The sequence below is a fragment of the Corallococcus sicarius genome, from assembly GCF_003611735.1.
GTDB lineage: Bacteria > Myxococcota > Myxococcia > Myxococcales > Myxococcaceae > Corallococcus > Corallococcus sicarius.
Map to the genome: position 1 here is coordinate 1 of NZ_RAWG01000092.1, position 22747 is coordinate 22747.

Sequence of the window (22747 nt, forward strand, 5' to 3'; positions counted from 1 at the left end):
GTGGGGCGGGTCCGGGTGCGCGACTTCGGGTTCATGGCCATCCCTCGGGGCTGCTCGGGCGGAAGCGGGGCGCCTGGAGCGGCGTCCCGGATGGGGCTATTGCGACGGGTGTGCCAACCGGGTTTCCCCTGGGAGGGCACTCCGGGTGTGTCCCCCCAGCCACAGCGGCGGGGAAAAGCGTGGCAGGGGGCGTGGGCCGCGTGCGACGGTCGGCGGCGATGCGAATCGCGACCTGGAACGTGAACTCGGTGAGGGCCCGGCAGCAGCGGCTGGTCAACTGGTTGAAGAGCGCCCAGCCAGACGTGCTCTGCCTGCAGGAACTCAAGTGCACCGATGCGGACTTCCCCTTCGATGCGGTGAAGGAGGCGGGCTACTTCGCCGCCGTGCACGGGCAGAAGACGTACAACGGCGTGGCCATCGTGGCGAAGCAGGAGCCCACGGATGTCGTGCGCGGCCTGTCGGACGGCGTGGATGACACGCACGCGCGCTTCATCGCGGCGACGGTGGGCGGCATCCGGGTGGTGAGCGCGTACGCGCCCAACGGGCAGCAGGTGGACTCGGACGCGTATGTGTACAAGCTGGAGTGGTACCGCCGGCTGAAGCGCTACCTGGAGTCGCGCCACAAGCCGGACGAGCCGCTGGTGATGGGCGGGGACTGGAACATCGCGCCGGAGCCCATCGACGTGTACGACCCGGCGCAGTGGGAAGGCCAGACGCTGTTCACGCTGCGCGAGCGGGACGTGTTGCAGCAGGTGTGCACGTGGGGGCTGACGGACGCGTTCCGCCACCTGCACCCCACGGAGCAGAAATTCTCCTGGTGGGACTACCGGATGTTGGCGTTCCCGAAGAACCGGGGCGTGCGAATCGACCACCTGTTCCTCACGGCGCCGCTGGTGCCCAGGCTCACGGCGTGTGACGTGGACCGCGAGGAGCGCAAGGGCCAGCAGCCGTCGGACCATGCGCCGGTGTGGCTGGAGTTGCGGGACTGAGTAGAGTCGGGGGCATGTCTGTCCTCCGACTCGATTGCACGAAGTGCGACCGGACGTATGCGCCGGGCGCGGTGTGGAACCTCTGCACGGCGTGTCAGGCGCCGCTGTTCGCCCGCTATGACCTGGAGCGAGCGGCGCGCACGCTGCGCAAGGAAGCGCTGCCCACGCGCGAGCGCTCCATGTGGCGCTACCACGAGGTGATGCCGGTGGAAGACCCGGCGCACCGTCTGAGCCTGGGCGAGGGCTTCACGCCGCTGCTGCCCGCGCCCCGGCTGGGCGAGTGGCTGGGTTTGAAGCGCGTGCTGGTGAAGGACGAGAGCGGCAACCCGACGGGCTCCTTCAAGGCGCGCGGCCTGTCCGCCGCGGTGTCGATGGCCAAGGCGCTGGGGGCGAAGGCGGTGTGCCTGCCGTCCGCGGGGAACGCGGGCAGCGCGCTGGCGGCATACGCGGCGCGGGGCGGGATGGAGGCGCACGTCTTCGTGCCGAAGGACATCGCGTCGCTGTTCCTGATGGAGACGCGAGCGTACGGCGCGCATGTGGAGACGGTGGAGGGGCTCATCTCCGATGCCGGTCGGGTGTGCGCGGGGCTCGCGAAGGAGCATGGCTGGTACGAGTGCGCGACGCTGAAGGAGCCCTACCGCGTCGAGGGCAAGAAGACGATGGGCTACGAGCTGGCGGAGCAGCTCGGGTGGACGCTGCCGGACGTCATCCTCTACCCGACGGGCGGCGGGACGGGGCTCATCGGGATGTGGAAGGCCTTCGAGGAGATGGAGGCGATGGGGCTCATCGGCGCGAAGCGGCCCCGGATGGTGGCGGTGCAGGCGGAAGGCTGCGCGCCCATCGTGAAGGCGCACGCGGAAGGCCGGCCGGACGCGCCGATGTGGCAGGGGGCGACGACGCACGCGCACGGGCTGCGGGTGCCCAAGGCGCTGGGCGACTTCCTCATCCTGCGCGCGGTGAAGGACAGCCACGGCACGGCGGTGTCGGTGACGGAGGAGGAGATCGTCCAGGGCACCAAGGACATCGCCTCCGCCGAAGGGCTCTTCGTGGCGCCCGAGGGCGGCGCGTGCGTGGCGGCGCTCAAGAAGCTCCACGCCGCGGGGGAGGTGAGCCCGGAGGAATCCGTGGTCGTGTTCAACACCGGCACGGGGTTCAAGTACGTGGAGAACATGGCGCCGCTGTGGTGAGCCGCAGAGGGGGGTAGGATGAAAGACATGCACTTCATCCAGGTTGAGTTTGATGACTGGCGGGCTGCCGAGGATTGCAGGGTGTCGCTGCTGGAGAACAAGCTCGCGCGGTCGGTGAACTTCCAGGTCGTGATGAAGAGCTTCGTTTCGGTAGGTGCAGTGGAGCAGTCCGAGATCGTCGTGCTGACCTTCAAGACGGACCGGTTGAACGCGGTCCAGGAGTACCTCAAGGCGCCGACGTTCAAGAGCAGGTCGGCGGTGTACTGGGAAGTGAAGGAGTTTTGATGGAACGCCCTCCACGTCCGCCCGGCATGCCGGAGCCTGAGCCGCCCCGTCCGGTCGGTTCGGCCCACCTGCGGCCGGACGGCACGCTGGAGCTCCGGATGCGGGCCGAGGGCCCGGGCGCCGTCGTCGGAGAGGCGCTGTTCATCCTGAAGCCCGGGGATGCCCGCTACGCTTCCGTGCTCGAACACCTGGGCCCGATTTCACCGGGGGGCTACGCGCCGGTGCTGCCGTTCCCGCCGGGCACGCTCTGATGCGATGCCCGCCAGCGGGCGTCTTCGCGCTGCTCCTGCTGACGATGCTCGTGGAGGGCTGCGCGGCGGCTCCCCTGCCTGCGCTGGACGCTTGGCGCGAGACGCAGCACTCCGCGGAGGGTGCTTGTGCCGAGGAGGACCGGTGCGTCACCCTGGTCTGCGCTGACGACCTCTGTGGCCTTTACCGCTGTGAGGACACGGGAGCGCTGCTGGCACGGGGCGGCGGTGTCCGGCCTCCGGCCGCAGCGGCTCCGGGCTCGGGTCCCCGGCGAAACTGGGGCCGCGCCCAGCCCCTGCCGGGGGACCGCGAAGCCATCTTCGTCATCCGCTGGTACGACCACCCGCCAGCCCCCGCACCCACGGATGGTAGAAAGCCTTCGGGTTCGGGCTGGGTCCGTCACCATCTCTATCCTCAAGCAGAGGAACTCGCGCGGTTCTTCAACCGGCAGGCGGGCATCAACGTGCATGATCTCACGATGATCATCCCGCGTTCCGAGCACGTGAGACTGCACGGACGAGGTGGACGAGGTGGCCCCTGGAACCAAGCGTGGCGTGACTTCGCTCGCATGAAGCCGCTCGCGACTCCGAAGGAAATCCAGGATCAGTTGACCCGAATGATCATCGAATTCGACATCATGGGGCCCATTGTTCCCTACTACTCCCTTCACTAGACCCCAGGAGCGTTGATGAAGTTCTTCGAGCTTCTTCCTGCGGAGGGGCCACGCTTCAGTGGCTTCCTGAATGGTGCCCATCGGTGGGGCCTTCCAGGGGGACTCTGCCCGGTGTGCGAAGCCAGTCGCGGCGGCCTGGGGGAGGCCTACCCGTCCGTGGACCTTTCCGGATGGTCTCACCGACATGAACTTGCAGAGGCAAGGCAGGTGCCGCTCGAAGAGTACGAACGGCTTCGCCGACTGCTGCGGCCTCAAGTGCCCTTCGATGTTCCACTCCTGCCGGGCGCCGAGTTCGGTTTGTACAGCGGCAAGGCAACTGGCAAATGGGGGGATTTGCATCTGCCGTACCCCTGGCGGCTGGTCCTTCAGCGTGAGGCGATGGAGCGACTCCGCGAAGAAGCCGGCATCGAACTCAGGACCAGCAAGATGGACCTGAGCTTCCGAGGAAAGTTCGCGCCGGAGTTGCTGGAGGTCGAACTCCATCCCCATGGCCGCCTGCACGACAGCTGTTTCCCGGGGGGCCGTGAGCGCCCCTGTGAGCGCTGCGGACGTCAGGGCGACGGCCTTCCCGACGCGCCCATCCTGGATGGAAGCACACTGCCCGCGGGACAGGACCTGTTCCGGCTGGCGGACTTCACCACCGTCATCATCGCCACGGAGCGATTCGCGGACGCCGTCACGCGCCTCGGGCTGGAGGGAGTCGTGTTCAAGGAAGTACCGGTCGCCTGACCCCGCGTGCGCTACGGCTCGACCTCCAGTCGCGTCCAGTCCGCCGCCACCTTCACCTCCAGCACCCCATCCTCGAACCGGTGCTCACGGGCCCCCGTCACCTGCTTCACGGACCTCAACCCATACACGCGCACCGTCTCCTCCGACCGTGCCCGTGCCAGCGCCCCCGTGTCGCTCCGCTCCAATCGCAGCACACCGTCCGTCAGTCCGCCGCGCAGCACCGTGAGCCGTGACGCTCCGTATCCGTCGCCCGCGTCCTCGTAGAGCCGGCCGCGGATCTCCGGCGCCGCGTGCACGTGCCACTCCAGGTGCTTCCAGTTCGCGTCCGTGGTGTGCAGCGCCGGCTGTGTCAGCGCCACCGCGCCGCCGGCTCGCAGCCACACCGGCACCGTGTCCAGGGGCCCGTCCGCGATGACGTACCGTCCTCCCTCCGTCACCTGTCCCGTACCCTCCAGCCCCGGCCACTCCAGCCACGCACCCGCCGGCAGCCAGGCCAGGCGCTTCGTCTGACCCGGCCGCACCACCGGCGCCACCAACAGGTCCTGCCCGAACAGGAATTGATCGAACGCGCCCACCGCGTCCGCGTCCCCGGGCGCCTCCATCAGCAGCGGCCGCATGGGGGCGATCCCCGTCTGCGACGCCTCGTGCATCAGCGTATACAGCGTGGGCAGCAGCCGGTACCGCCGCTCCAGCGCCTCGCGCGCCAGCGTCAGGTACGGCTCCCCGTAACGCCACGGCTCCTGCGGCGGCGTGCCCTTGCCCGCGTGGTTGCGCATCAGCGGATAGAACGTGCCGGCCTGCATCCAGCGCACCAGCAGCTCCCCATTCGCCCGCCCGATGAAGCCGGGGATGTCCACCCCCGTGAAGGCCACCGCCGCCAATCCCAGCCCCATCAGCATCGCGAGCGACGTCTCCAATTGCGCCCAGTGGCTGGAGTTGTCCCCCGTCCACACCGCCGCGTAGCGCTGGATGCCCGCGTACCCCGCCCGCGTCAGCACGAAGGGCCTCGCCTCAGGACGCAGCTCCCGCAGGGCCTCGAAGGCCCCCTTCGCCATGCCCAGCGCGTAGACGTTGTGCACCTCCAGGTGCCGCCGGTCCCCGTGGCGCGCGTCGTAGGGCAGCGTCGGCCCCTCCACCTTGCCCACGCCCTCCGCGCGCTGGCTCGTCACCGTGAGGATCCCCATGTCCGGCTGCACCGCGAAGCACGAGGGCTCGTTCATGTCGTTCCAGAACCCCGCGATGCCCAGCTCCACGAAGTCGCGGTGCAGGCCGCCCCACCAGCGCTGCACCTCCGGCCGCGTCAGGTCCGGGAACACCGCCGGCTTCGGCCACACCTCGCCCACCAGCACGCCGCCCCGGTCGTAGCGCACCAGGTAGTCGCGTGAGCGGGCCTCCTCGTAGAGCGCCCAGCCCTCCTCCAGCTTCAACGCTGGATCCACGATGGGCACCACCCGCACGCCCTGCGCCGCGGCCTCCTTCACGAGCCCCGCTGGATCGGGGTAGCGCGCCCCGTCCCACGTCCAGACCTTGTAGGCATCCATGTAGTCGATATCGAGGTACACGCAGTCCAACGGCAGCCCCCGCTGCCGGTACCCCTGGATGACGCCGCGCACGTCGTCCGCGCTCTCGTAGCCCCAGCGGCTCTGCTGCGCGCCCAGGCTCCACAGCGGGGGCAGGGGAGGGCACCCCGTCAGCGCCGCGTACCGCCGCACCACGTCCGCGGGCCCCGGCCCGACGAACAGGTAGCAGTCCAGCTCCGGCCCCCACGACTCCCAGGTCACCTGCGTCCCGTCCGCGCGCGCGACGTCCACCTCCGAGCGCCAGGACTCGTCCAGGAAGAACCCCCACGCCACGTCCTCGCGCAGGCCCACGAAGAACGGGATGGACTGGTAGAGCGGATCCGTGTCCGGGTGGTGCGGCATCACGTCCGTGTTCCAGAACGTGAAGTGCATCCCCCGCTTGTCCAGCGGGCCCACCTTCTCGCCGAAGCCCAGGTAGCGCTCCCCGGGGTGCGCCCGCAGCACCAGTCGCGAGCGGTGACGGCTCATCGGATACGCGGCCTTCACCTCGCCGTGCACGCCCAGGCTGCGCGCCAGCTCCCGCCCTCCCGCGTCCCGGAAGCGCCACGTCCCCGTCTCCACGTCCACCTCCAGGGACATGCCCTCCGCGCTCACGTGCACGCGCTCCGCGTCGCGCTTCACCTCCAGCGGGCGCGCCCCGTCCGCCGTCACCGCCCAGGAACGCTTGCCGGGCAGCTCGGGATGCAGGAAGCCCACCTCCGAAGAGACGGGCGCGTGACGAAGCCGCAGCACCCCCGGCAGGGGACTCGACACCTCCAGGACGGCGTGGCGACCGGAGAGGCGCAACCGGGAGGGCTCGATGAGGACGTCGTCGATGTGCATGCCTCGCAATCTAGGAAGCACGCCGGTGCCCGCACGCGTCCTCGTGCCATGCTGTCGCCGCCATGACGCCGCCCCCCGAGCCCCTGCCCTTCCCGGACAGCCTCTGCCACCGCTGCGCCGCGCCCCCCAAGTACGTCCAGACGCGGACCTCCACCTTCATCCTCTGTCCGCTCCTCCCCCAGAAGTACGCGCCCCAGCCGGTGCGCGCGTGCCACCTGTTCCGCCCGGCCCCACCGCCAGGCTCCGGGCCCGGCTGACCCCCGCCAGGAGGGCGGGCGACGGAGCGGAGGCCCGCGCCCTGTCACCTCGCGCCCCCGGGGCATCCGTACCTTTGGCGTCAAGCCGAGGAGCCCCCATGGCCACCCGTCGCAAGCACGCCACCGCCGCACCCGCGAAGCGGACCGCCCGCAAGAGCCACGCCGCGGCCGGTACCACCCGGTACACCGACCCCGCGCTCCGCGAGCGCCTCAAGAAACGCATCATGAAGGGCGACAAGGGAGGCCAGCCCGGGCAGTGGAGCGCGCGCAAGGCCCAGCTCCTCGCCAGCGAGTACAAGAAGGCCGGGGGCGGCTACCAGGGCTCGCGCTCGGGCACGCAGCGCCACCTGAAGTCATGGACGGCGGAGCAGTGGCAGACCCAGGACGGGAGCCCCCGCGCCCGGCACGGCCGCACCACCGCGCGTTACCTTCCAAAGGACGCCTGGGCCCACCTGAGCCCGGCGCAGAAGAAGGCCACCGAGCGCCGCAAGCGCACCGGCTCCCGCGCGGGCAATCAGTTCGTCTCCAACACCCCCGCCGCGCGCCGGGCGAGGAAGCAGGCCACGAAGCGCTAGCACCCGCCGTCCAGGCCGCGCCTTCCTCCCGGAGCGCGTGCGCCCCACCGGACAGCCCGCGCGGTTGGCGTACAGTGCGGACCTCCGGGGTGTGCGGCCCCACCCCGGACGGAGGACGTCATGGATTGCGACTGGCTCATCATCGGCTCGGGGTTTGGCGGCAGCGTCAGCGCGTTGCGGCTCGTCGAGAAGGGCTATCGCGTGGTGATGCTGGAGAAGGGCCGGCGCCTTGAGGGCCCGGACTTCCCCAAGTCGAACTGGGACCTGAAGCGCTGGCTGTGGATGCCGCAGCTCGGGTGGCGCGGCCTGTTCAAGATGACGTTCCTGCGCCACGTCACCGTGCTGTCCGGCGTCGGCGTGGGCGGCGGCTCGCTCGTCTACGCCAACACCCTGCCCATCCCGAAGGATGACTTCTTCGATGCCTCCTCCTGGGGGCACCTGGCGCAGTGGAAGCAGGAACTCGCGCCGCACTACGCGACAGCGCGCCGCATGCTGGGCGCCACCGTCAACCCGCTCAACACCTTCCCGGATCAGGTGCTCAAGGCCGTGGGTGAGGACCTGGGCCGCACCGACTACCAGCCCACCACCGTGGCCATCTACTTCGGCGAGCCCGGCGTCACCGTGAAGGACCCCTACTTCAACGGCGAGGGCCCGGAGCGCACCGGCTGCATCGCGTGCGGCGGCTGCATGCTGGGCTGCCGCCACGGCGCGAAGAACACGCTCGACAAGAACTACCTCTACTTCGCCCAGAAGCGCGGCCTCACCCTCCACGCCGACACGGAGGTGACGTGGGTGCGCCCCCTGCCCGACGGCGACGGCTACGAGGTCACCGCGAAGGAGGGCACGGGCTTCTTCAGGAAGACGCGACGCTTCACCGCGAAGCACGTCATCTTCGCTGGCGGCGTGCTGGGCACCATGGATCTCCTGCTCAAGCTCAAGGACCGGCCGGACGGCCTGCCGAAGCTGTCCCCGCGCGTGGGCGACGGCGTGCGCACCAACTCCGAGGCCCTCATCGGCATCGTCAGCGGCAAGAGCCGCAAGGACCAGGACCTGTCCAAGGGCATCGCCATCGGGTCCATCCTCCACACCGATGAGCACTCGCACCTGGAGCCCGTGCGCTACCCGGCCGGCTCCGGCTTCTTCCGCCTGCTGATGGCGCCCCACGTCCCCGGCGCCACCGCGTGGTCGCGCATGGCGCGCCTCGTGGGCCTGCTCGCGCGGCGCCCCCTGCGCTTCCTCCAGGCGTGGTTCGTGCCGGACTTCGCGCGCCGCACGATGATCCTCCTGTACATGCGCACCATGGAGGGGCACCTGAGCATGCGGCGGGGCCGCGCGCTCACCACCGGCTTCCGCACCGGCCTCACCACCGGCCTGCAGAAGGGCTCCGCGCCCACCGCCAACATGCCGGAGGCCTTCGACCTGGCGAAGCGCGTGGCCGACAAGCTGGACGGCTACCCCATGACGATGGTCAGCGAGACGCTCATGGGCATCCCCACCACCGCGCACATCCTGGGCGGCGCGTGCATGGGAGACTCCCCGGAGACGGGCGCCATCGACGCGCGCCACCGCCTGTATGGCTATGACGGGCTCTACGTGGTGGACGGCGCGGCCATCTCCGCCAACCCCGGCGTCAATCCCTCTCTCACCATCACCGCCCTCGCTGAGCGCGCGATGACCTTCATCCCCGCCGCGCGCGAGCTGCCCCGAGGCGACACCGACGCCACGCTCGACGTGCCGCACTCCCAGCCGCTCGCCGCGCTGCCCTGACGTGGCCCCCTCGTGACGTGGGGTGAGCACCGTCCTCGTACCGCAGGCCGGGTCGCCGTCCGCGCACGCGTCACAGGGGCTGTGTCAGGCTCCGCCTTTCGCTCGGAATCCACCCGAGCAATGCGCTGAAGGGCCGGCCCGGGAGGGGACTGGCAGTGTTCACGCGCGGTCACTCAGGGTGCCCTGGAGCAGCATGGTTGGTCCTGGAAATGGCGTGTAATCCATTTTTCCAGGATCAATCGCTTCCGCCATCATCGCGGCCGGGTGAAGAGATGGCTTCGTCCACGTCAGCCAATTCCACGCATGCGGTGGCGCCTGCCTCCCAGGGACTGGAGGCACGGACGGCGGCGCTCCTGGCGTTGCACCTGCGCGAAGCGCGAGGGCGGGTGGATGCGCTGTTCACCTGGCTGATGGGAGGGCAGTGGGCCCTCGCCGTGCTGGTGGCGGTGTTCGTCTCGCCCGCCGCGTGGGAGGGCCGGACGCACACGCCGCACCTGGCCACAGCGGTGCTGCTGGGGGCGGCGCTGAGCCTGTTGCCGGTGATGCTCACGCTGCTCCGCCCGGGGGAGGCCGGCACGCGCCACGCGGTGGCGGTGTGCCAGGTGCTCTGGTCCGCGCTCTTCATCCACCTGACGGGCGGGCGCCTCTCCACGCACTCCCACCTCTTCGGCTCGCTGGCGGTGCTGGCCTTCTACCGCGACCCGAAGGTGCTCCTCACCGCCGTGGGGACCCTGGTCGTGGACCACGCCGTGCGGGGCGCGCTGTGGCCGCGGTCTCTCTTGGGCCTGCTCCCCGCGGACGGCTGGCGTTTGCTGGAGCACGGCCTCTGGGTGGCGGTCATCGCCGCGGTGCTGTCCATCGCGTCGCGGGACGCCCTCCGGGAGCTGCGCGAGAAGGCCCGGCGCCAGGCCCTGTCGGAACATACGAGCGAGCGGGAGCTGGCGCTGCGCACGGGACAGCTCGACGCCGCGGTGCGGGAGGTCTACGCCTACCGCGACCACGCGGCCCGGCAGGAGCGGCTGGTGTCCCTGGGGCAGCTCACCGCCAGCGTCAGCCACGAGCTGCGCAACCCGCTGGCGGCGGCTCGCACCGCGCACGGCTTCATCGTGCGCCGCCTGCGCAGGACGGGGGACGGCGCCCTGGATCCACGCATCCCGCGCTTCCTGGACATCATCGACCGGGAGCTGCAGGCGTGCTCGTCCATCGTCTGCAACCTGCTGGACTACGCGAAGGGCCGCGCGCCCCGCGTCAGGCCGTGTCCGCTCCGGCCCCTGGTGGAGGAAGCCATCAGCGTGGTGCCCGTGCGCGAGGGCGTGCGCGTGAACAACCAGGTGCAGGACGGGCTGCCGGTGCCGTCCCTGGACCGGGAGCAGTTCCGGCAGGTGCTGATCAACCTCATCCAGAACGCGGTGGAGGCCATCCCTCCGGAGCGCGGGGGCGAGGTGTGCGTGTACGCCGACGCCCGGGAGGGTGGCGGCTGGAGCCTGCGCGTGACGGATGACGGGCCCGGCATCCCCGCGCCGATGTTGGAGCGCATCTTCGAGCCCATGTTCACCACCAAGCTGCATGGCACCGGACTGGGGCTCGCCATCGTGAAGCGGCTGGTGCAGGGTCACGGCGCCCGCATCCAGGCGGAGAGCGACTTTGGCTGTGGCTCCCGCTTCACCGTGCTGTTCCCCGACGCGCGCACGCCGAAGCACGCGCTGCCGGCGCATCCCTAGCGTCCGCGTCAGAGTGGCTTCAGACTGAGAGTGGCTTCAGACTGTGCGATGGGCAGCCCCACGTGGTCATGGAGGTCGCATGCAGGCTCAGGTGAAGACCCCGAAGGCGGCCCCTCTGGTGGAGGCGGACTGGGCGGTCCGGCGCATGGCGGCCACCGAGCACGACACCGCACGGGGCATGTTCTTCCTGGGGGTGCTGGAGTCGGTGCGCGCCAGCCTGGGCGAGGAGGCGGTGGCCACCTGCCGGGCCGCCACGGAGATGCGCAGGTTCGTGGGCTTCTTCAACTACCCGGTGTCGAGCTTCCTGCAGATGGTCCAGGTGGCGGCGCGCGTGCTGGCGCCCCGGTGGGGTGGGGTGGATGAAGCCCTGCGGCAGATGGGCATGCAGGGCACGCGCGGCTTCCTGGAGTCCGCGGTGGGGCGCACCTTCCTGCTCCTGGCCCTGGGGGACACGCACAAGCTCGTCTCCAACCTGCCCTCCGGCTACCGGCTCGCGGTGAGCTACGGCGAGCGGACGGTGGAGTGGAAGGGGCCGCGGGAGGCGGTGTTCGTCATGCGGCGCGACTTCATGCCGCCGCCCTACCATGAGGGCGTGCTGCGCGAGGTGCTCACCATGGTGGGCGCGAGGAATCCGCGCATCGTGGGCCGCAAGCTGAGCCTGCTCGACACCGAGTACGTCATCACCTGGGACGCTCCCGCCGACGTGTCGGCCGGGAAGCCGAACGCGCGGCGCGGGGTGGTCCAGTAGGACTTCGCCGCGAGGGCGGGCCAACACCTGGCGGGAACTTGCGCGGACAGGGCGCCGGAGCACGATGGCGGCGCCCCTTCTTCCGGCGAGCGTGAGGCCCCGTGGTGAGCAGCGAGAGTCAGGAACGGACGGAGCGCTGGCGACGGCTCCTGTCGAACACGCGCATCGGTTCTGAGTCCCGTCCCACGCTGGCCGCGTCCTCCGCGACGCCGGACGCGGCGCGCCGGCTCCTCGATGAGCGCACCGCGTATGACAGGGACTACGACCGCATCGTCTTCTCCAGCGAGTTCCGCTGCCTGCACGACAAGACGCAGGTGTTCCCGCTCTCGACGAGCGACTACACGCGCACGCGCCTCACCCACAGCATCGAGGCGTCGTGCGTGGGGCGCTCCCTGGGGCAGCAGGCCGGGCTGGGGCTGCGGGAGCAGGGCGTGGACCTGGAGCCCGCGCGCATGGGCACCATCGTGGCGGCGGCGTGTCTCGCGCACGACATCGGCAACCCGCCCTTCGGCCACTCGGGCGAGGCCGCCATCCAGCACTGGGTGGAGCAGCGCCTCACGCCCCCGGGCACGGGGAGCGCGAGCCCGTTCCAGACGGAAGCCGAGTGGAAGGACCTGCGCGACTTCGAGGGCAACGCGCAGGGCTTCCGCATCCTCAACCGCCTCCAGTCGCGCGAGCGCCGGGGCGGGCTGCGCTACACGGCCGCCACGCTGGGCGCGATGAGCAAGTACCCGCGCCCGTCGGTGCTCCCCGGCTCGCGCGAGCCGGCGAAGGGCATCGTGTCGGAGAAGAAGTTTGGCTATTTCCAGGACGACCGGGAGCTGGCGGAGCTGGCCTACCGGGAGCTGGGATTGCGCGAGCGTGAGCCCGGCGTCTTCTGCCGCCACCCGCTGGCCTTCCTCGTCGAGGCGGCGGACGACATCTGCTACGCCGTCATCGACCTGGAGGACTCGGCGAAGCTGGGCCTGCTCCCCATGCAGCAGGCGTGTGAGCTGCTGGAGTCGCTGCTGCCGGAGGCCCCGCGCTCCCGGCCCTCGCGCCACCTGGAGACCCGCATGGCGCAGGCGCGCGCCATGGCCATCGGGGAGCTCATCCCCGCGTGTGTCTCCGCCTTCCTGGAGCATGCGGCCGCGCTGGAGGCCGGCACGCTGGAAACGTCGCTCCGGTCGCTGCGCCCCGAGGTGAAGAAGAAGCTGGGCGCCATCACGGACCTCACGCGCAGGTACGGCTACGAGAGCGAGCGCGTGCTCCAGATTGAGAGCGCGGGCTTCAAGACGCTGGGCGGGCTGCTGGAGATGTTCGCCTGCGCGGTGGTGGCGGAGGCGCCCAACCGCGAGGAGCGGAAGCTGCGGCAGCTGATGCCGCTGGAGTGCTTCCAGCGTCCGGAGTTCGCGGCCGCGGACGACGAGGCCCCGCCCGAGCGCGACGAGGCCATCCGCCGCCTGAGCCCCTACCGGCGCCTGCTCTGCGTGACGGACTACATCTCCGGCCTGTCGGACAGCCGCGCCGTGGAGCTCTTCCAGCGCCTGTCCGGCATCAAGCTGCCCACCTAGTTCCGGCCGGCCTGTCGGTTCCCCACCGGCCGGCCACCCGGAACGTGCGAGCCCGGTCTCCGGGCGCTAGGCTTTCTCTCATGTGTGGCCGAGTCACCGTCCGGACCTCCCCCGCGCAGCTCGTCGCCGAGCTGGAGCTCGCAGGCGCCCGCGCGACGCTGGAGCGCGAGCGCTTCAACCTGTGTCCCACGCAGCTCTTGCCCGTGGTGCCCAACGACGGCGAGCGGCTGCTGGACGTGTTCCGCTGGGGGCTCATCCCCTCGTGGGCGAAGGACGCGTCCATTGGCAACAAGCTCATCAACGCGCGCGGCGAGACGGTGGCGGAGAAGCCCAGCTTCCGCTCGGCGCTGAAGCGGCGCCGGTGCCTCGTGGTGGTGGACGGCTGGTATGAGTGGAAGCAATCCACGAAGCCCAAGACGCCCTACCTGTTCCACCACCGCGACGGAAAGCCGCTGGCGCTGGCGGGGCTCTGGGAGGAGTGGACGGCGCCGGACACCGGCGAGGTGCTGCGCACCTGCACCATCATCACCACCGGCCCCAACGCGCTGATGGCGCCCATCCATGACCGGATGCCCGTCATCCTCTCGCCGGAGGCCCAGTCCGTGTGGCTGCGCCCGGAGCCGCAGGAGGCCGCCGTCCTCCTGCCGCTGCTCGTCCCGGCGTCGGACGCGGCGCTGGAGCACTACGAAGTCGCGCGGGTGGTGAACTCGCCCGCCAATGACGGGCCGGAGTGCGTGGCCCGCCTCGCGGCCTGAGGCGCTACGCCCGGCGGCGGATGCGCGCATCCAGGCTGAACGGGCCGCCGCCGATGATGACCGCCGCCACCATCACCGTGAGGTAGAGCAGCGCCAGCTCCATCTTCCCGAACGGATCCGCGCGGTGCTGGACCAGGGCCATCAGCATCGTGAACCCGGCGACCATCGCCGCGGGCCGCGTGACGAGCCCCAGCGCCACGCACAGCCCGCCCAGGAACTCCGCGAGCGCCGCGCACCACGCGAAGAACGTGGGCGCGGGGAAGCCCAGCCGCTCCACCGCCCCCGCGAAGCGGGACATGTCTCCGGTCACCTTGCCCAGGCCGTGTCCGAAGGCCAGCGTCAGCCCGAACACCACCCGCACCACCGTCCACCCCAGCGCGACCCGTTCCGCCATGTCCCGTGTCTCCTGCGTGCCTGCGTCGTCGCGGCGCATCCTGGCATGCGCTCCGGGGCCCGCGCTTGAGCGCCACCTTCCCCTCGGTGGGGCTGTCCGCCAGCGTCAGACCGCGGTGTCAACAGTCTCCGGTGTTTCATTCCCCTCTGGCGGAGGCGTGAAACAGGCCTGTATCACGGCGATGAGACACAGGAAGGGCAAGGCGCGGGTTTCAGCCGGAATTCTTGTCTTCATGGGGAGGCGGACAATACGGTGCTACCGCCTCCAGCAGTAACTCCATGTGCAGGGGCTTGTGCAGCAGCCCCACGGTGCCCGCCATCTGCTCCGTGGGGAAGCTGGCCGTGACGACGAAGACGGGGAGTCCGCAGAGGGTGGCGTCGTCGTGCAGGCGCCGCAGGAAGCCGTAGCCGTCCAGCACCGGCATCATCAGGTCCAAGAGGACGATGCAGGGCTTGCGACAGGAGGCGAGGGTCAGCAATCCCTCCTCGCCATTGGTCGCCGTCAGGACGCAATAGCCTTCCAGTTCCAGGTACCGGGCCAGCACTTCCAACTCCGGCTCGTCATCGATGATGAGAATGAGGGGGGCCGCGTTCGCGTCTGACACGACTCTCTCTTCCGTGGGGTCACCCGAAAGCTAGGTCGCCCCACCGCCGCACCGCCCAGGGCTGGCTTCTGATTCCGGGCCGGCGGCACGTCGGACGGACAGTGTGGGAGGGGGTTGTTCGGCAGGCTGCCCCCTAACCCCCTGAACCACCGTGCCCCCGGGGGATTGGGGCGGACCGGCGCCTGCCCACCTCCATGGTTTTCATGGATGGCGTGGAACTGGCGCCTCGACTGACCTACAGTTCTTCAACGGAGGGGGAAGGTTGCCCGAACTGCCACCCAGCGCGTATCCGGCCTTGTTCGAGCACACCCGTGACGGGGTGCTCGTGCTCGACGCGACCCTGCGGGTCGTGGCCGTGAACCGTGCCGCGGAAGCGCTGCTCGGCCCCCGCGAGGTGCTGCTGGGTTTGCAGGTGGACCACATCCTGCCCGGCTGGGTGCCTCCGCAGGCGGGGAGCGCCCCCCAGGAGACCCAGTGGGACGGCACGGCGGCACACTCACTGCGAGTGCTGTCCATTCCCCAGTCGGACGGGATCCGGGTGCTGCTCTTGCGCGGCACGGACGCCCACCAGGAGGCGGAAGCCACCCTGCGCCAGCAGAAGGAGTTCTTCGAGGCGGTGGTGTGTCACAGCCCGGTGGCCATCGTGACCATCAGCCGCGCCTTCGAGGTCCTCACCTGGAACCCCGCCGCGGAGACGCTCTTCGGCTACACGCCGCAGGAGGCGCTGGGGCGCAACATCCTCAAGCTCGTGGCCAACGCGGACGGCATCCGCCCGGAGGCGGAGGAGACCTCGCGCGAGGTGCTGCGCAAGGACCGCGTGCACGTCGTCACCCGTCGCGTGCGCAAGGACGGCACGGTGGTGGACGTGGAGCTGCGCGCGCTGCCGGTGATGGTGGGCGGCCGGTCGCTGGGCTTCATCGCCATCTACCACGACATCACCGACCTCCAGCGGGCGCGCCAGGCCGCCGAGGACGCCAACCAGGCCAAGAGCCTGTTCCTGGCCACGGTGAGCCATGAAATCCGCACGCCGATGAACGCCATCATCGGCATGGCAGGGCTGCTGATGGACACGGCGCTGACCCCCGAACAGCGCGACTTCGCGTCCACCATCCGCCAGAGCGGGGATGCGCTGCTCGGGCTGCTCAACGACATGCTGGACTTCTCCAAGATTGAAGCCGGCCGCGTCGAGCTGGAGCAGAAGCCCTTCGACCTGCGGCAGTGCGTGGAGTCCGTGTTGGACCTGCTGGCCATGCGCGCCAGCGAGAAGTCCCTGGACCTGGGCTACCACGTCACCGACGAGACGCCCGTGAACGTGGTGGGCGACTCCGCGCGGCTGCGCCAGGTGCTGCTCAACCTCGTGGGCAACGCGGTGAAGTTCACCGAGCGCGGCGGGGTGTCCATCTCCGTGGACACGCCCCGGAAGCCGCTGGCCCCCACGGGGACGTTCGAGCTGCACTTCGCGGTGCAGGACACGGGGCTGGGCATCTCCGAGTCCGCGCGCAGCGGCCTGTTCCAGCCCTTCAACCAACTGGACGAATCGGTGTCGCGGCGCTTCGGCGGCACGGGGCTGGGGCTCGCCATCAGCAAGCGGCTGGTGGAGGCGATGGGCGGGCGGCTGTGGATGGAGAGCGAGGGCGTGCCGGGCCGGGGCGCCACGTTCCACTTCACCTTCCAGGCGCGCGAGGCCCCGCGCAGCGCGGAGTCCCTGCGCCCGGATTCGCTGAAGCTCCAGGGCCGGCGGGTGCTGGTGGTGGACGACAACGCCATCAACCGCAAGCTGCTGGGCCGGCAGCTGTCCGCGTGGGGCATGGACATCGTGGAGGTGGGCTCCGGGGCGGACGCGCTGACGCGCCTGGAGTCGGGGGCCCGGTTCGACCTGGCCATCCTGGACCACCGCATGCCGCTGATGGACGGCCCGTCGCTGGCGGCGCACATCCGCCAGCAGCGCGACGCGCGCGAGTTGCCCCTGCTGCTGCTCACGTCCTTCGACCAGCGCGACGCCCAGCCGCACGGGATGTTCACCGCGGTGCTGCCCCGGCCGGTGAAGGCCTCGCAGCTCCACGACGCGCTGATGACGTGCCTGGCCCAGGACCTCATCTCCGCGAAGCCGCCGCCCGGGCCGGCGCTCGCGACCCGCGAGCGCTCGGTGTTCAACGCGCGCCCGGGTGATCAGATGCCGCTGCGCATCCTGCTGGTGGAGGACAACCCCACCAACCAGAAGCTGGCGCTGCTGGTGTTGGACCGGCTGGGCTACCCCGCGGATACGGCCTCCAACGGCCGCGAGGGGCTGCACTCCCTGGAGCGCGCGCGCTACGACGTGGTCCTGATGGACGTGCAGATGCCGGAGATGGACGGCCTGGAGACCACGCGCCAGCTGCGCACGACGGTGCCCGCCGCCGACCAGCCGTGGGTCATCGCGATGACGGCCAACGCGATGACGGCGGACCGGCGCGAGTGCCTGGACGCGGGCATGGACGACTTCCTCAGCAAGCCCATCCGCGTGGAGGAGCTCATCTCCGCGCTGCGCCGCGCCTGGGAGCGACTGCCGCGTCCTCCCGGGGCCCGCCCTGCCGCGCACCTCCAGGAGGTCCCCCGCGTGGGCACCCCGCGCATCCGCGGCCTGGAGCCCTCGGCGCTGGAGCGGCTGTGGCAGTCGTTGGACGGGCAGGTGGAGCGGATGCTCCCGGAGCTCATCGACACGGCGCTGGAGAGCATGCCCCGGCTGATGGACGACGCGCGCACGGCCCTGGTCGAGGGCGAGCTGGAGAACCTGGCGCGCGCCGCGCACACGCTCAAGTCCAACGCGGCCTACTTCGGGGCGGCCCGGCTGGAGTCGCTGTGCTGGGACATCGAGCAGCGCGCGGACGCCCGGGTGCCGGAGGCGCTGAACGGGCTGGGGCCGCTCGTGGCCCAGTGCCAGGAGGCGCTGGAGGAGAGCCGCCAGCTCCTGGAGCAGCTCAAGGGCACGCTGGTGCCCCGGGCCACGGGCTGAGCGCCCACCGGCTTACGCCCGCTGGGGCGCGTTGGCGTCGGTGATGGTCAGCGGCTGACGCTGGCCGTCCGGCGCGACGAGGCTGGCGGTGAGGGAGAAGTCCGGCGCCATGCGCAGCTCCAACGTGGTGGGCCCCGGGTGGGCCACGCGCCACTCCGGTTCGATGCGCACGGTGCCCAGCAGCTCGCGCTCCACGGTGGTGCGGTCCAGCGCCTCGAAGAGGGCCACCGGCACGGGGCCGGGCCAGGGCGGCAGGTCCAGGGAGACGGAGCGGGTGCCGGGCACGGGGGTGTTGGCGGGGAGCACCTCGTGCTGGCCGCCGCCGGGCACCATGGCGCCAATGGGCATGGGCACCACGTCCGACAGGCCGGTGATGCCGCGCGCCAGGTTGCGCCCGAGGATGGCGGCGCCCACGGCCACGCCCAGCTCCGGGTGGACCTCCTTCTCCGACGACAGCTTGCGGAAGTGGGCCAGGCGCTTGCGGATGGCGGGCATGCGCGTCTGGCCGCCCACCATCACCAGCTCGTCGATGGCCTCCGGCTTCAGTCCCGCCTTCTCCAGCACGTCGTCGCACGCGGCGGCGGTGCGCTCGATGAGCTGGAACACCATGGCCTCCACCTGTTCGCGGGTGAGCGTGTACTGGAAGTCCACGAAGGCGCCGTCCTTCTGGGTGATGCACGGCACGCGCAGGGGGACGGACGTGGCGTTGCTGAGCGCCATCTTCGCGGACTCGGCGGCGAAGACGAGCCGCTGCATGACGACCTTGTTGCCGCGCAGGTCGATGCCCTGCTTCTTGCGGAAGTCCTCCACCAGCACTTCGACAATCTGTTCGTCGAAGTTGGCGCCGCCGAGGAACGCGTCGCCGCCGGTGGCGAGCACCTTCACCACGCGGTTCTGCACCGCCATCAGGGTGACGTCGAAGGTGCCGCCGCCCAGGTCGAACACCATCACCGTCTGTTCGGGGTTGCGCAGGTTGGCGTAGTAGAGCGCCGCGGCGGTGGGCTCGTTGACGATGGCGCGCACGCGAAGGCCCGCCTTCTCCGCCGCGTGGCGGATGGCCTCGCGCTGGCGGATGTTGGCGTGCGCGGGCACGGTGAGCACGCACTCCTCGAAGCGCGCGCCCGCGGTGTGGTTGGCGAGCGTGTGGATGTGCTTGAGGATGAAGTGGGCCACGTCGATGAGCGGCGTCACCTTGCCGTACACCTCCACGGCGGTGTAGCCGTCCGGGCCCTCCACCAGCTCGAAGGCGAAGCGGCCCCGGTGGCGCGCCACGTACTCGGACTGGAAGCGGCGGCCGAGGAAGCGCTTGGCCCCGAAGATGGTGTGGCGCGGATCGTCGATGATCTGCCGCCGGGCCGCGGGGCCGACGATGGCCTTGTCGCCCGCGTGGAACCACGCGATGGACGGCAGCGTGAGGGTCTTCTCCGCGATGGGGACGACGCGCAGCTTGCCCGCCTTGTCGAAGAAGGCCGCCGCGGTGTTGGTGGTCCCGAAGTCAATGCCGAGGATGGGGGCGGCGCTCGTGCTCATGATGTGCCCCCATCCTGGCACGTCCGGATGCGTCGCGGCACCCGTCCCTCGCTCAGGGCTTTGGAGGCGTGTGGTAGCCGGCGTCGCCGTAGGGCTTCAGGCGCTCCAGCCACATCTCCTCCAGCACCTTCAGGTCCTCCACGGGCGGCGTCGCACCGGGTTCCTCCAGGGGCGGGAGTTGATCCAATACCTCCAGTGAGAAGGCCGCCTCGCCGTAGCGGTCCCAGTCCGCTTGCAGTTCGGGGACGCGGTGCATGCGTTGGGCGAACTCGAAGCGGATGCGGTTGAACATCGCGGGCAGGTTGATGCTGTGGCCCAGGAACACCTTGCCGTTGACGCGGTTGCGGATGACGTAGATGCCCATGGGCACCGCGGCTTCCTTGTAGGCGCGCTTGCGCTCCGAGCGGGCCGCGCGCGAGTCATCACCCGGCGACATGGCGGCCTCCGTATCCCAGCGCGACGAGCTTTCCTTCCAGCCGGGTCCGCGCGGCGCTGTCGCGCGGGCGCACCCAGTCGCGGCCCATCCGTTCCCAGTCCGCGTCCTTCGTGTCGATGCCCAGCGCCTGGAGGAAGTCGGCCTCGCAGACGAACCACTGGTGTCGGAAGGGGAAGAGGAAGCCGCCCTGTGCCGCGAGCGACGCGGCTGCTTCGTCGTAGGTCGCGAACCAGCGGTTGAGGAACACGCCCTGCTGTTTCTGGAAGAAGCCACCCGTGTCCAGCGCGGGTGCGGGCTCGGTGTTGCTCAAGGCCTGTTTCAGTTCGGTCCAGGTGGCGTGGCCGGCCTCCCGGGCGATGACCGCGAGCCCGTGCTTGTGTTGCACGGTGTCCCGGCGCGCGAGCACTTCGCCCAGGGGCAGGCCCGCGAAGAAGGGCAGGGCGCGCATCCGTTCCGCGGCGCGCGTGGCGCGGGCGGTGTCGGGCGAGTCCAGGTCCTTGAGCAGGAGCGACGCCCGGACCTTGCATTCATGAAGCGTGACTACGGTGGAGGTGCTGCCGGTTCCCATGACGATTCCTTCGGTGGCGGCCCTCACCCGCGGGTGGACCGGAAGGACTTCATCGGGAGCATGTCGGCTGCGGGTGAAGCGAGGGTGACGTCGTCTTTTCGGGTGCAGGCGCCCCTCGGCACCTGCGCGCAATAGACCAGACGTTTCGAGCGCGCGTCAACGCGCTCAGAACTGGCCCACCAGCCCGCCGACGACTCGCCCCTCCCGGGTCATTCGGAGGACTGGCGTCACCCGGGCCCCCAGCTTCGCGGGAGGCCGCGCTGCGACGGAGCGCTCGGAGAGGCTGTACCCCAGGAGCGCGCCCACAATGGGGGTCACCAGGTAACAGATGCCGGCAGCCACCTCGAGTCCAGCCACGCTGCCGTAGGCGAGAAACGCGGAAGGAATCGCGCCCAGCGAAGCACCCAGCAGTGTGTAGCCGAAGCTGCCCTGGCCATCGAAGAGCGTGCCGAGCAGATAGATGGGCAGGGCGGTCCCTACCGTCGAGCCCAGTCCCGTGAAGATGGAGAGCTTGAGGCGGTCCCGACACGTGAAGTCCGAACACTCGGGACCCAGCGCATTCGCACCCGTCTGCCCAAGCTTCCACCCACCCAGGTTCCCCACGGCTCCCAACACCGACCCGAGGATGAGGTGCGACGCGGTGGAGTAGGTCCCCGTCGTCTCCGCGCGCGGCTCCGACGGGACCTCCTGCCCCCAGGCAAGGACAGGCAGCCACATCAGCCACAGCACCAGGACTCGCGGATACCAGGTCATCATCACGACTCCGACTGTCCCCGGCGCAGGCCCAGCGCCTTCATCTTCTTGTAGAAGTGGCCGCGCTCCAGGTCGAGGATCCGCGCGGCCTCCGTCACGTTGTCGTGCGTGTGGGCGAGCACGTGCTGGATGATCTCCCGCTCCGCCTCCTCCACCTGCTCGCGGAACGTCTGGTCCACGCGAGGCCGCCACCCAAGCGGGCCGGGCGCAACGGGCGCGGCGGGCTCCGCACCCGGAGCTGCGACCATCCCCGTCAGCGGGGCCAGCGGCGTGTCACCGCCGACAGTGGCCGCGGGCATCGGGGGCAGGGGACGGCCCCGGGGCAGCAGCTCCAGCGCGTCGGTGCGTGAGACGACGGGGCCCTCGCACAGGATGGCCAGCCGCTCCACCAGGTTGCGCAATTCGCGCACGTTGCCCGGGTAGTCGTACGCGCTCATCACCGCGAGTGCGTCCGGCGACAGCATCAGCGGCCGGCGGCCGTTCTTCGCGCACGCCTCGCGCAGGAAGGTGCCGATGAGGTCCGGCAGGTCCTCGCGCCGCTCGCGCAGCGGGGGCGAATGAATCTGCACCACGTTGATGCGGTAGTAGAGGTCCTCGCGGAAGCGCCCGGCCGCGATCTCCTTCTCCAGGTTCTTGTTCGTCGCCGCGAACACGCGCACGTCCACCTTGAGCGTCTCCGTGCCGCCCACGCGCTCCAGCTCGCCCTCCTGCAGCACGCGCAGGAGCTTCGACTGCATCGCGGCCGGCATGTCGCCAATCTCATCCAGGAACAGCGTGCCCTCGTGCGCCAGCTCGAACTTGCCGCGCCGCACGCTCACCGCGCCGGTGAACGCGCCCTTCTCATGGCCGAACAGCTCGCTCTCGATGAGGTCGTGCGGCACCGCCGCGCAGTTGAGCTTCACGAACGGCCCGGCCTTGCGCCGCGAGTGCTGGTGCAGCGCCCGCGCGATGAGCTCCTTGCCGGTGCCGTTCTCGCCGGTGATGAGGACGCGGCCCTCGCTGGGCGCCGCCCGCTGGATGAGGGAGAAGATGCGCTGCATGGCAGGCCCCCCGCCCACCATGTCGAAGCGGCCCAGCTGCGCGCGCAGCTCCTGCAGCTCCTCCATGGCCGCCTGGTGCGTGAGCACGTTGCGCAGCGCCACCAGCAGCCGATCTCTCGCCAGCGGCTTCTCCAGGAAGTCGCGCGCCCCCAGCTGCGTCGCCTTCACCGCCGTGTCGATGGTGCCGTGCCCCGACATCATGATGACGGGCAACTCCGGCTTGAGCTCCGTGAGCCGCGCCAGGACGGTGAGTCCGTCCATGTCCGGCATCTTCACGTCCATCAACACCGCATCCACGGGCCGTGCGCTCACCACGTCCAGCGCCACCTGCCCGCTGCTGGCGAGCTCCGTGCGGTAGCCCGCGAGCTGCAACGACTGGCTCAGGGTGAGGAGGATGTTTTTTTCGTCATCGACGATGAGGACGGCGGCGGGCATGGGCAAACCGGTCACACTCTCACGGAAATAATCGGGGCTTCAAGTGACTCGTTCGGGTCCGAAGGGTGGGGAGCGGACAAATCTTTTGACTCACGCGGGTGGGTA

General features: G+C 70.4%; 22 protein-coding genes. 14 read left to right on the forward strand and 8 right to left on the reverse strand.

Features of this window, described 5'->3' with window-relative positions; genetic code table 11:
• Positions 1-218: 218 nt before the first annotated feature.
• The 6 genes from xth to sitI6 are packed head-to-tail and all read left to right on the forward strand — an operon-like array spanning position 219 to position 4112.
• Entirely contained in the window at positions 219-989 is a 771-nt protein-coding gene (gene xth, locus D7X12_RS16350) for an exodeoxyribonuclease III (RefSeq protein WP_120626193.1), read from the forward strand.
• A 14-nt stretch (positions 990-1003) separates the two neighbouring features.
• Positions 1004-2176 (forward strand): threonine synthase, encoded by a 1173-nt coding sequence (locus D7X12_RS16355; RefSeq protein ID WP_120626194.1) that lies wholly within the window; start codon positions 1004-1006, stop codon positions 2174-2176.
• 18 nt (positions 2177-2194) lie between these two features.
• Positions 2195-2461 (forward strand): divalent-cation tolerance protein CutA, encoded by a 267-nt coding sequence (gene cutA / locus D7X12_RS16360; protein WP_147443692.1) that lies wholly within the window; start codon positions 2195-2197, stop codon positions 2459-2461.
• Positions 2461-2712: a hypothetical protein gene (locus tag D7X12_RS16365; protein WP_147443693.1), complete on the forward strand. Its 252-nt coding sequence runs from the start codon at positions 2461-2463 to the stop codon at positions 2710-2712. The genes cutA and D7X12_RS16365 overlap by 1 nt, the downstream gene beginning before the upstream one ends.
• Positions 2712-3383 (forward strand): SitA6 family polymorphic toxin lipoprotein, encoded by a 672-nt coding sequence (gene sitA6 / locus D7X12_RS16370; protein WP_120626197.1) that lies wholly within the window; start codon positions 2712-2714, stop codon positions 3381-3383. Before D7X12_RS16365 ends, sitA6 begins: the two co-directional genes overlap by 1 nt.
• Before the next feature lie 15 nt (positions 3384-3398).
• Positions 3399-4112 carry a SitI6 family double-CXXCG motif immunity protein gene (gene sitI6, locus D7X12_RS16375; protein ID WP_120626198.1) on the forward strand — a complete coding sequence of 238 codons (714 nt, stop codon included), beginning with the start codon at positions 3399-3401 and terminating at the stop codon, positions 4110-4112.
• A gap of 11 nt (positions 4113-4123) precedes the next feature.
• Here sitI6 and D7X12_RS16380 read toward each other — a convergent pair whose 3' ends face one another.
• The gene (locus D7X12_RS16380; protein ID WP_120626199.1) at positions 4124-6514 is read right to left on the reverse strand and encodes a glycoside hydrolase family 31 protein; all 2391 of its coding nucleotides are present in this window, start codon (positions 6512-6514) and stop codon (positions 4124-4126) included.
• 62 nt (positions 6515-6576) lie between these two features.
• Here D7X12_RS16380 and D7X12_RS16385 point away from each other — a divergent pair, with 62 nt between their 5' ends.
• From D7X12_RS16385 to D7X12_RS16415, 7 genes are all read left to right on the forward strand, one after another.
• The gene (locus tag D7X12_RS16385; RefSeq protein WP_120626200.1) at positions 6577-6771 is read left to right on the forward strand and encodes a hypothetical protein; all 195 of its coding nucleotides are present in this window, start codon (positions 6577-6579) and stop codon (positions 6769-6771) included.
• Positions 6772-6869: 98 nt separating this feature from the next.
• Entirely contained in the window at positions 6870-7346 is a 477-nt protein-coding gene (locus D7X12_RS16390) for a hypothetical protein (RefSeq protein ID WP_120626201.1), read from the forward strand.
• Between the two features lie 120 nt (positions 7347-7466).
• Positions 7467-9113 (forward strand): GMC family oxidoreductase, encoded by a 1647-nt coding sequence (locus tag D7X12_RS16395; protein ID WP_120626202.1) that lies wholly within the window; start codon positions 7467-7469, stop codon positions 9111-9113.
• Between the two features lie 272 nt (positions 9114-9385).
• The gene (locus D7X12_RS16400) at positions 9386-10834 is read left to right on the forward strand and encodes a sensor histidine kinase (protein WP_120626203.1); all 1449 of its coding nucleotides are present in this window, start codon (positions 9386-9388) and stop codon (positions 10832-10834) included.
• A 79-nt stretch (positions 10835-10913) separates the two neighbouring features.
• Entirely contained in the window at positions 10914-11582 is a 669-nt protein-coding gene (locus tag D7X12_RS16405) for a DUF2378 family protein (protein WP_120626204.1), read from the forward strand.
• 104 nt (positions 11583-11686) lie between these two features.
• A complete protein-coding gene (gene dgt / locus D7X12_RS16410; RefSeq protein WP_244224596.1) occupies positions 11687-13135 on the forward strand; it encodes a dGTP triphosphohydrolase in 1449 nt (482 codons plus the stop codon).
• An 80-nt stretch (positions 13136-13215) separates the two neighbouring features.
• Positions 13216-13890, forward strand: coding sequence for an SOS response-associated peptidase (locus D7X12_RS16415; RefSeq protein WP_120626206.1), 675 nt, complete (start codon positions 13216-13218; stop codon positions 13888-13890).
• Between the two features lie 4 nt (positions 13891-13894).
• Here D7X12_RS16415 and D7X12_RS16420 read toward each other — a convergent pair whose 3' ends face one another.
• Both D7X12_RS16420 and D7X12_RS16425 read right to left on the reverse strand, forming a co-directional pair.
• Positions 13895-14284: a DoxX family protein gene (locus D7X12_RS16420; RefSeq protein ID WP_120626216.1), complete on the reverse strand. Its 390-nt coding sequence runs from the start codon at positions 14282-14284 to the stop codon at positions 13895-13897.
• A 211-nt stretch (positions 14285-14495) separates the two neighbouring features.
• The gene (locus tag D7X12_RS16425) at positions 14496-14888 is read right to left on the reverse strand and encodes a response regulator (RefSeq protein ID WP_120626207.1); all 393 of its coding nucleotides are present in this window, start codon (positions 14886-14888) and stop codon (positions 14496-14498) included.
• Between the two features lie 262 nt (positions 14889-15150).
• On the opposite strand from D7X12_RS16425, the gene D7X12_RS16430 reads away from it, so the two are divergent.
• Positions 15151-17880, forward strand: a complete 2730-nt coding sequence (locus D7X12_RS16430) for a PAS domain-containing hybrid sensor histidine kinase/response regulator (RefSeq protein WP_120626208.1) — start codon at positions 15151-15153, stop codon at positions 17878-17880.
• A 12-nt stretch (positions 17881-17892) separates the two neighbouring features.
• On the opposite strand, the gene D7X12_RS16435 is transcribed toward D7X12_RS16430, so the two are convergent.
• From D7X12_RS16435 to D7X12_RS16450, 5 genes are all read right to left on the reverse strand, one after another.
• Positions 17893-19410 carry an Hsp70 family protein gene (locus D7X12_RS16435; RefSeq protein ID WP_120626209.1) on the reverse strand — a complete coding sequence of 506 codons (1518 nt, stop codon included), beginning with the start codon at positions 19408-19410 and terminating at the stop codon, positions 17893-17895.
• A gap of 52 nt (positions 19411-19462) precedes the next feature.
• On the reverse strand, positions 19463-19846 hold the full coding sequence (locus D7X12_RS43730; RefSeq protein ID WP_208719079.1) for a GIY-YIG nuclease family protein: 384 nt from the start codon (positions 19844-19846) through the stop codon (positions 19463-19465).
• Positions 19833-20414: a hypothetical protein gene (locus D7X12_RS43735; protein WP_208719081.1), complete on the reverse strand. Its 582-nt coding sequence runs from the start codon at positions 20412-20414 to the stop codon at positions 19833-19835. Before D7X12_RS43735 ends, D7X12_RS43730 begins: the two co-directional genes overlap by 14 nt.
• 165 nt (positions 20415-20579) lie before the next feature.
• Complete coding sequence (locus tag D7X12_RS16445) at positions 20580-21170, reverse strand: hypothetical protein (RefSeq protein ID WP_147443694.1); 591 nt, start codon at positions 21168-21170, stop codon at positions 20580-20582.
• Positions 21170-22642 carry a sigma-54-dependent transcriptional regulator gene (locus D7X12_RS16450; protein WP_120626217.1) on the reverse strand — a complete coding sequence of 491 codons (1473 nt, stop codon included), beginning with the start codon at positions 22640-22642 and terminating at the stop codon, positions 21170-21172. Before D7X12_RS16450 ends, D7X12_RS16445 begins: the two co-directional genes overlap by 1 nt.
• Between the last annotated feature and the right edge of the window lie 105 nt (positions 22643-22747).

Excerpts from the sequence above, each read along its gene's own strand:
- xth (WP_120626193.1), top strand. The coding sequence starts at position 219 with ATGCGAATCGCGACCTGGAACGTGAACTCGGTGAGGGCCCGGCAGCAG.
- D7X12_RS16355 (WP_120626194.1), top strand. The coding sequence starts at position 1,004 with ATGTCTGTCCTCCGACTCGATTGCACGAAGTGCGACCGGACGTATGCG.
- cutA (WP_147443692.1), top strand. The coding sequence starts at position 2,195 with ATGAAAGACATGCACTTCATCCAGGTTGAGTTTGATGACTGGCGGGCT.
- D7X12_RS16365 (WP_147443693.1), top strand. The coding sequence starts at position 2,461 with ATGGAACGCCCTCCACGTCCGCCCGGCATGCCGGAGCCTGAGCCGCCC.
- sitA6 (WP_120626197.1), top strand. The coding sequence starts at position 2,712 with ATGCGATGCCCGCCAGCGGGCGTCTTCGCGCTGCTCCTGCTGACGATG.
- sitI6 (WP_120626198.1), top strand. The coding sequence starts at position 3,399 with ATGAAGTTCTTCGAGCTTCTTCCTGCGGAGGGGCCACGCTTCAGTGGC.
- D7X12_RS16380 (WP_120626199.1), bottom strand. The coding sequence starts at position 6,514 with ATGCACATCGACGACGTCCTCATCGAGCCCTCCCGGTTGCGCCTCTCC.
- D7X12_RS16385 (WP_120626200.1), top strand. The coding sequence starts at position 6,577 with ATGACGCCGCCCCCCGAGCCCCTGCCCTTCCCGGACAGCCTCTGCCAC.
- D7X12_RS16390 (WP_120626201.1), top strand. The coding sequence starts at position 6,870 with ATGGCCACCCGTCGCAAGCACGCCACCGCCGCACCCGCGAAGCGGACC.
- D7X12_RS16395 (WP_120626202.1), top strand. The coding sequence starts at position 7,467 with ATGGATTGCGACTGGCTCATCATCGGCTCGGGGTTTGGCGGCAGCGTC.
- D7X12_RS16400 (WP_120626203.1), top strand. The coding sequence starts at position 9,386 with ATGGCTTCGTCCACGTCAGCCAATTCCACGCATGCGGTGGCGCCTGCC.
- D7X12_RS16405 (WP_120626204.1), top strand. The coding sequence starts at position 10,914 with ATGCAGGCTCAGGTGAAGACCCCGAAGGCGGCCCCTCTGGTGGAGGCG.
- D7X12_RS16415 (WP_120626206.1), top strand. The coding sequence starts at position 13,216 with ATGTGTGGCCGAGTCACCGTCCGGACCTCCCCCGCGCAGCTCGTCGCC.
- D7X12_RS16420 (WP_120626216.1), bottom strand. The coding sequence starts at position 14,284 with ATGGCGGAACGGGTCGCGCTGGGGTGGACGGTGGTGCGGGTGGTGTTC.
- D7X12_RS16435 (WP_120626209.1), bottom strand. The coding sequence starts at position 19,410 with ATGAGCACGAGCGCCGCCCCCATCCTCGGCATTGACTTCGGGACCACC.
- D7X12_RS43730 (WP_208719079.1), bottom strand. The coding sequence starts at position 19,846 with ATGTCGCCGGGTGATGACTCGCGCGCGGCCCGCTCGGAGCGCAAGCGC.
- D7X12_RS43735 (WP_208719081.1), bottom strand. The coding sequence starts at position 20,414 with ATGGGAACCGGCAGCACCTCCACCGTAGTCACGCTTCATGAATGCAAG.
- D7X12_RS16445 (WP_147443694.1), bottom strand. The coding sequence starts at position 21,170 with ATGATGACCTGGTATCCGCGAGTCCTGGTGCTGTGGCTGATGTGGCTG.
- D7X12_RS16450 (WP_120626217.1), bottom strand. The coding sequence starts at position 22,642 with ATGCCCGCCGCCGTCCTCATCGTCGATGACGAAAAAAACATCCTCCTC.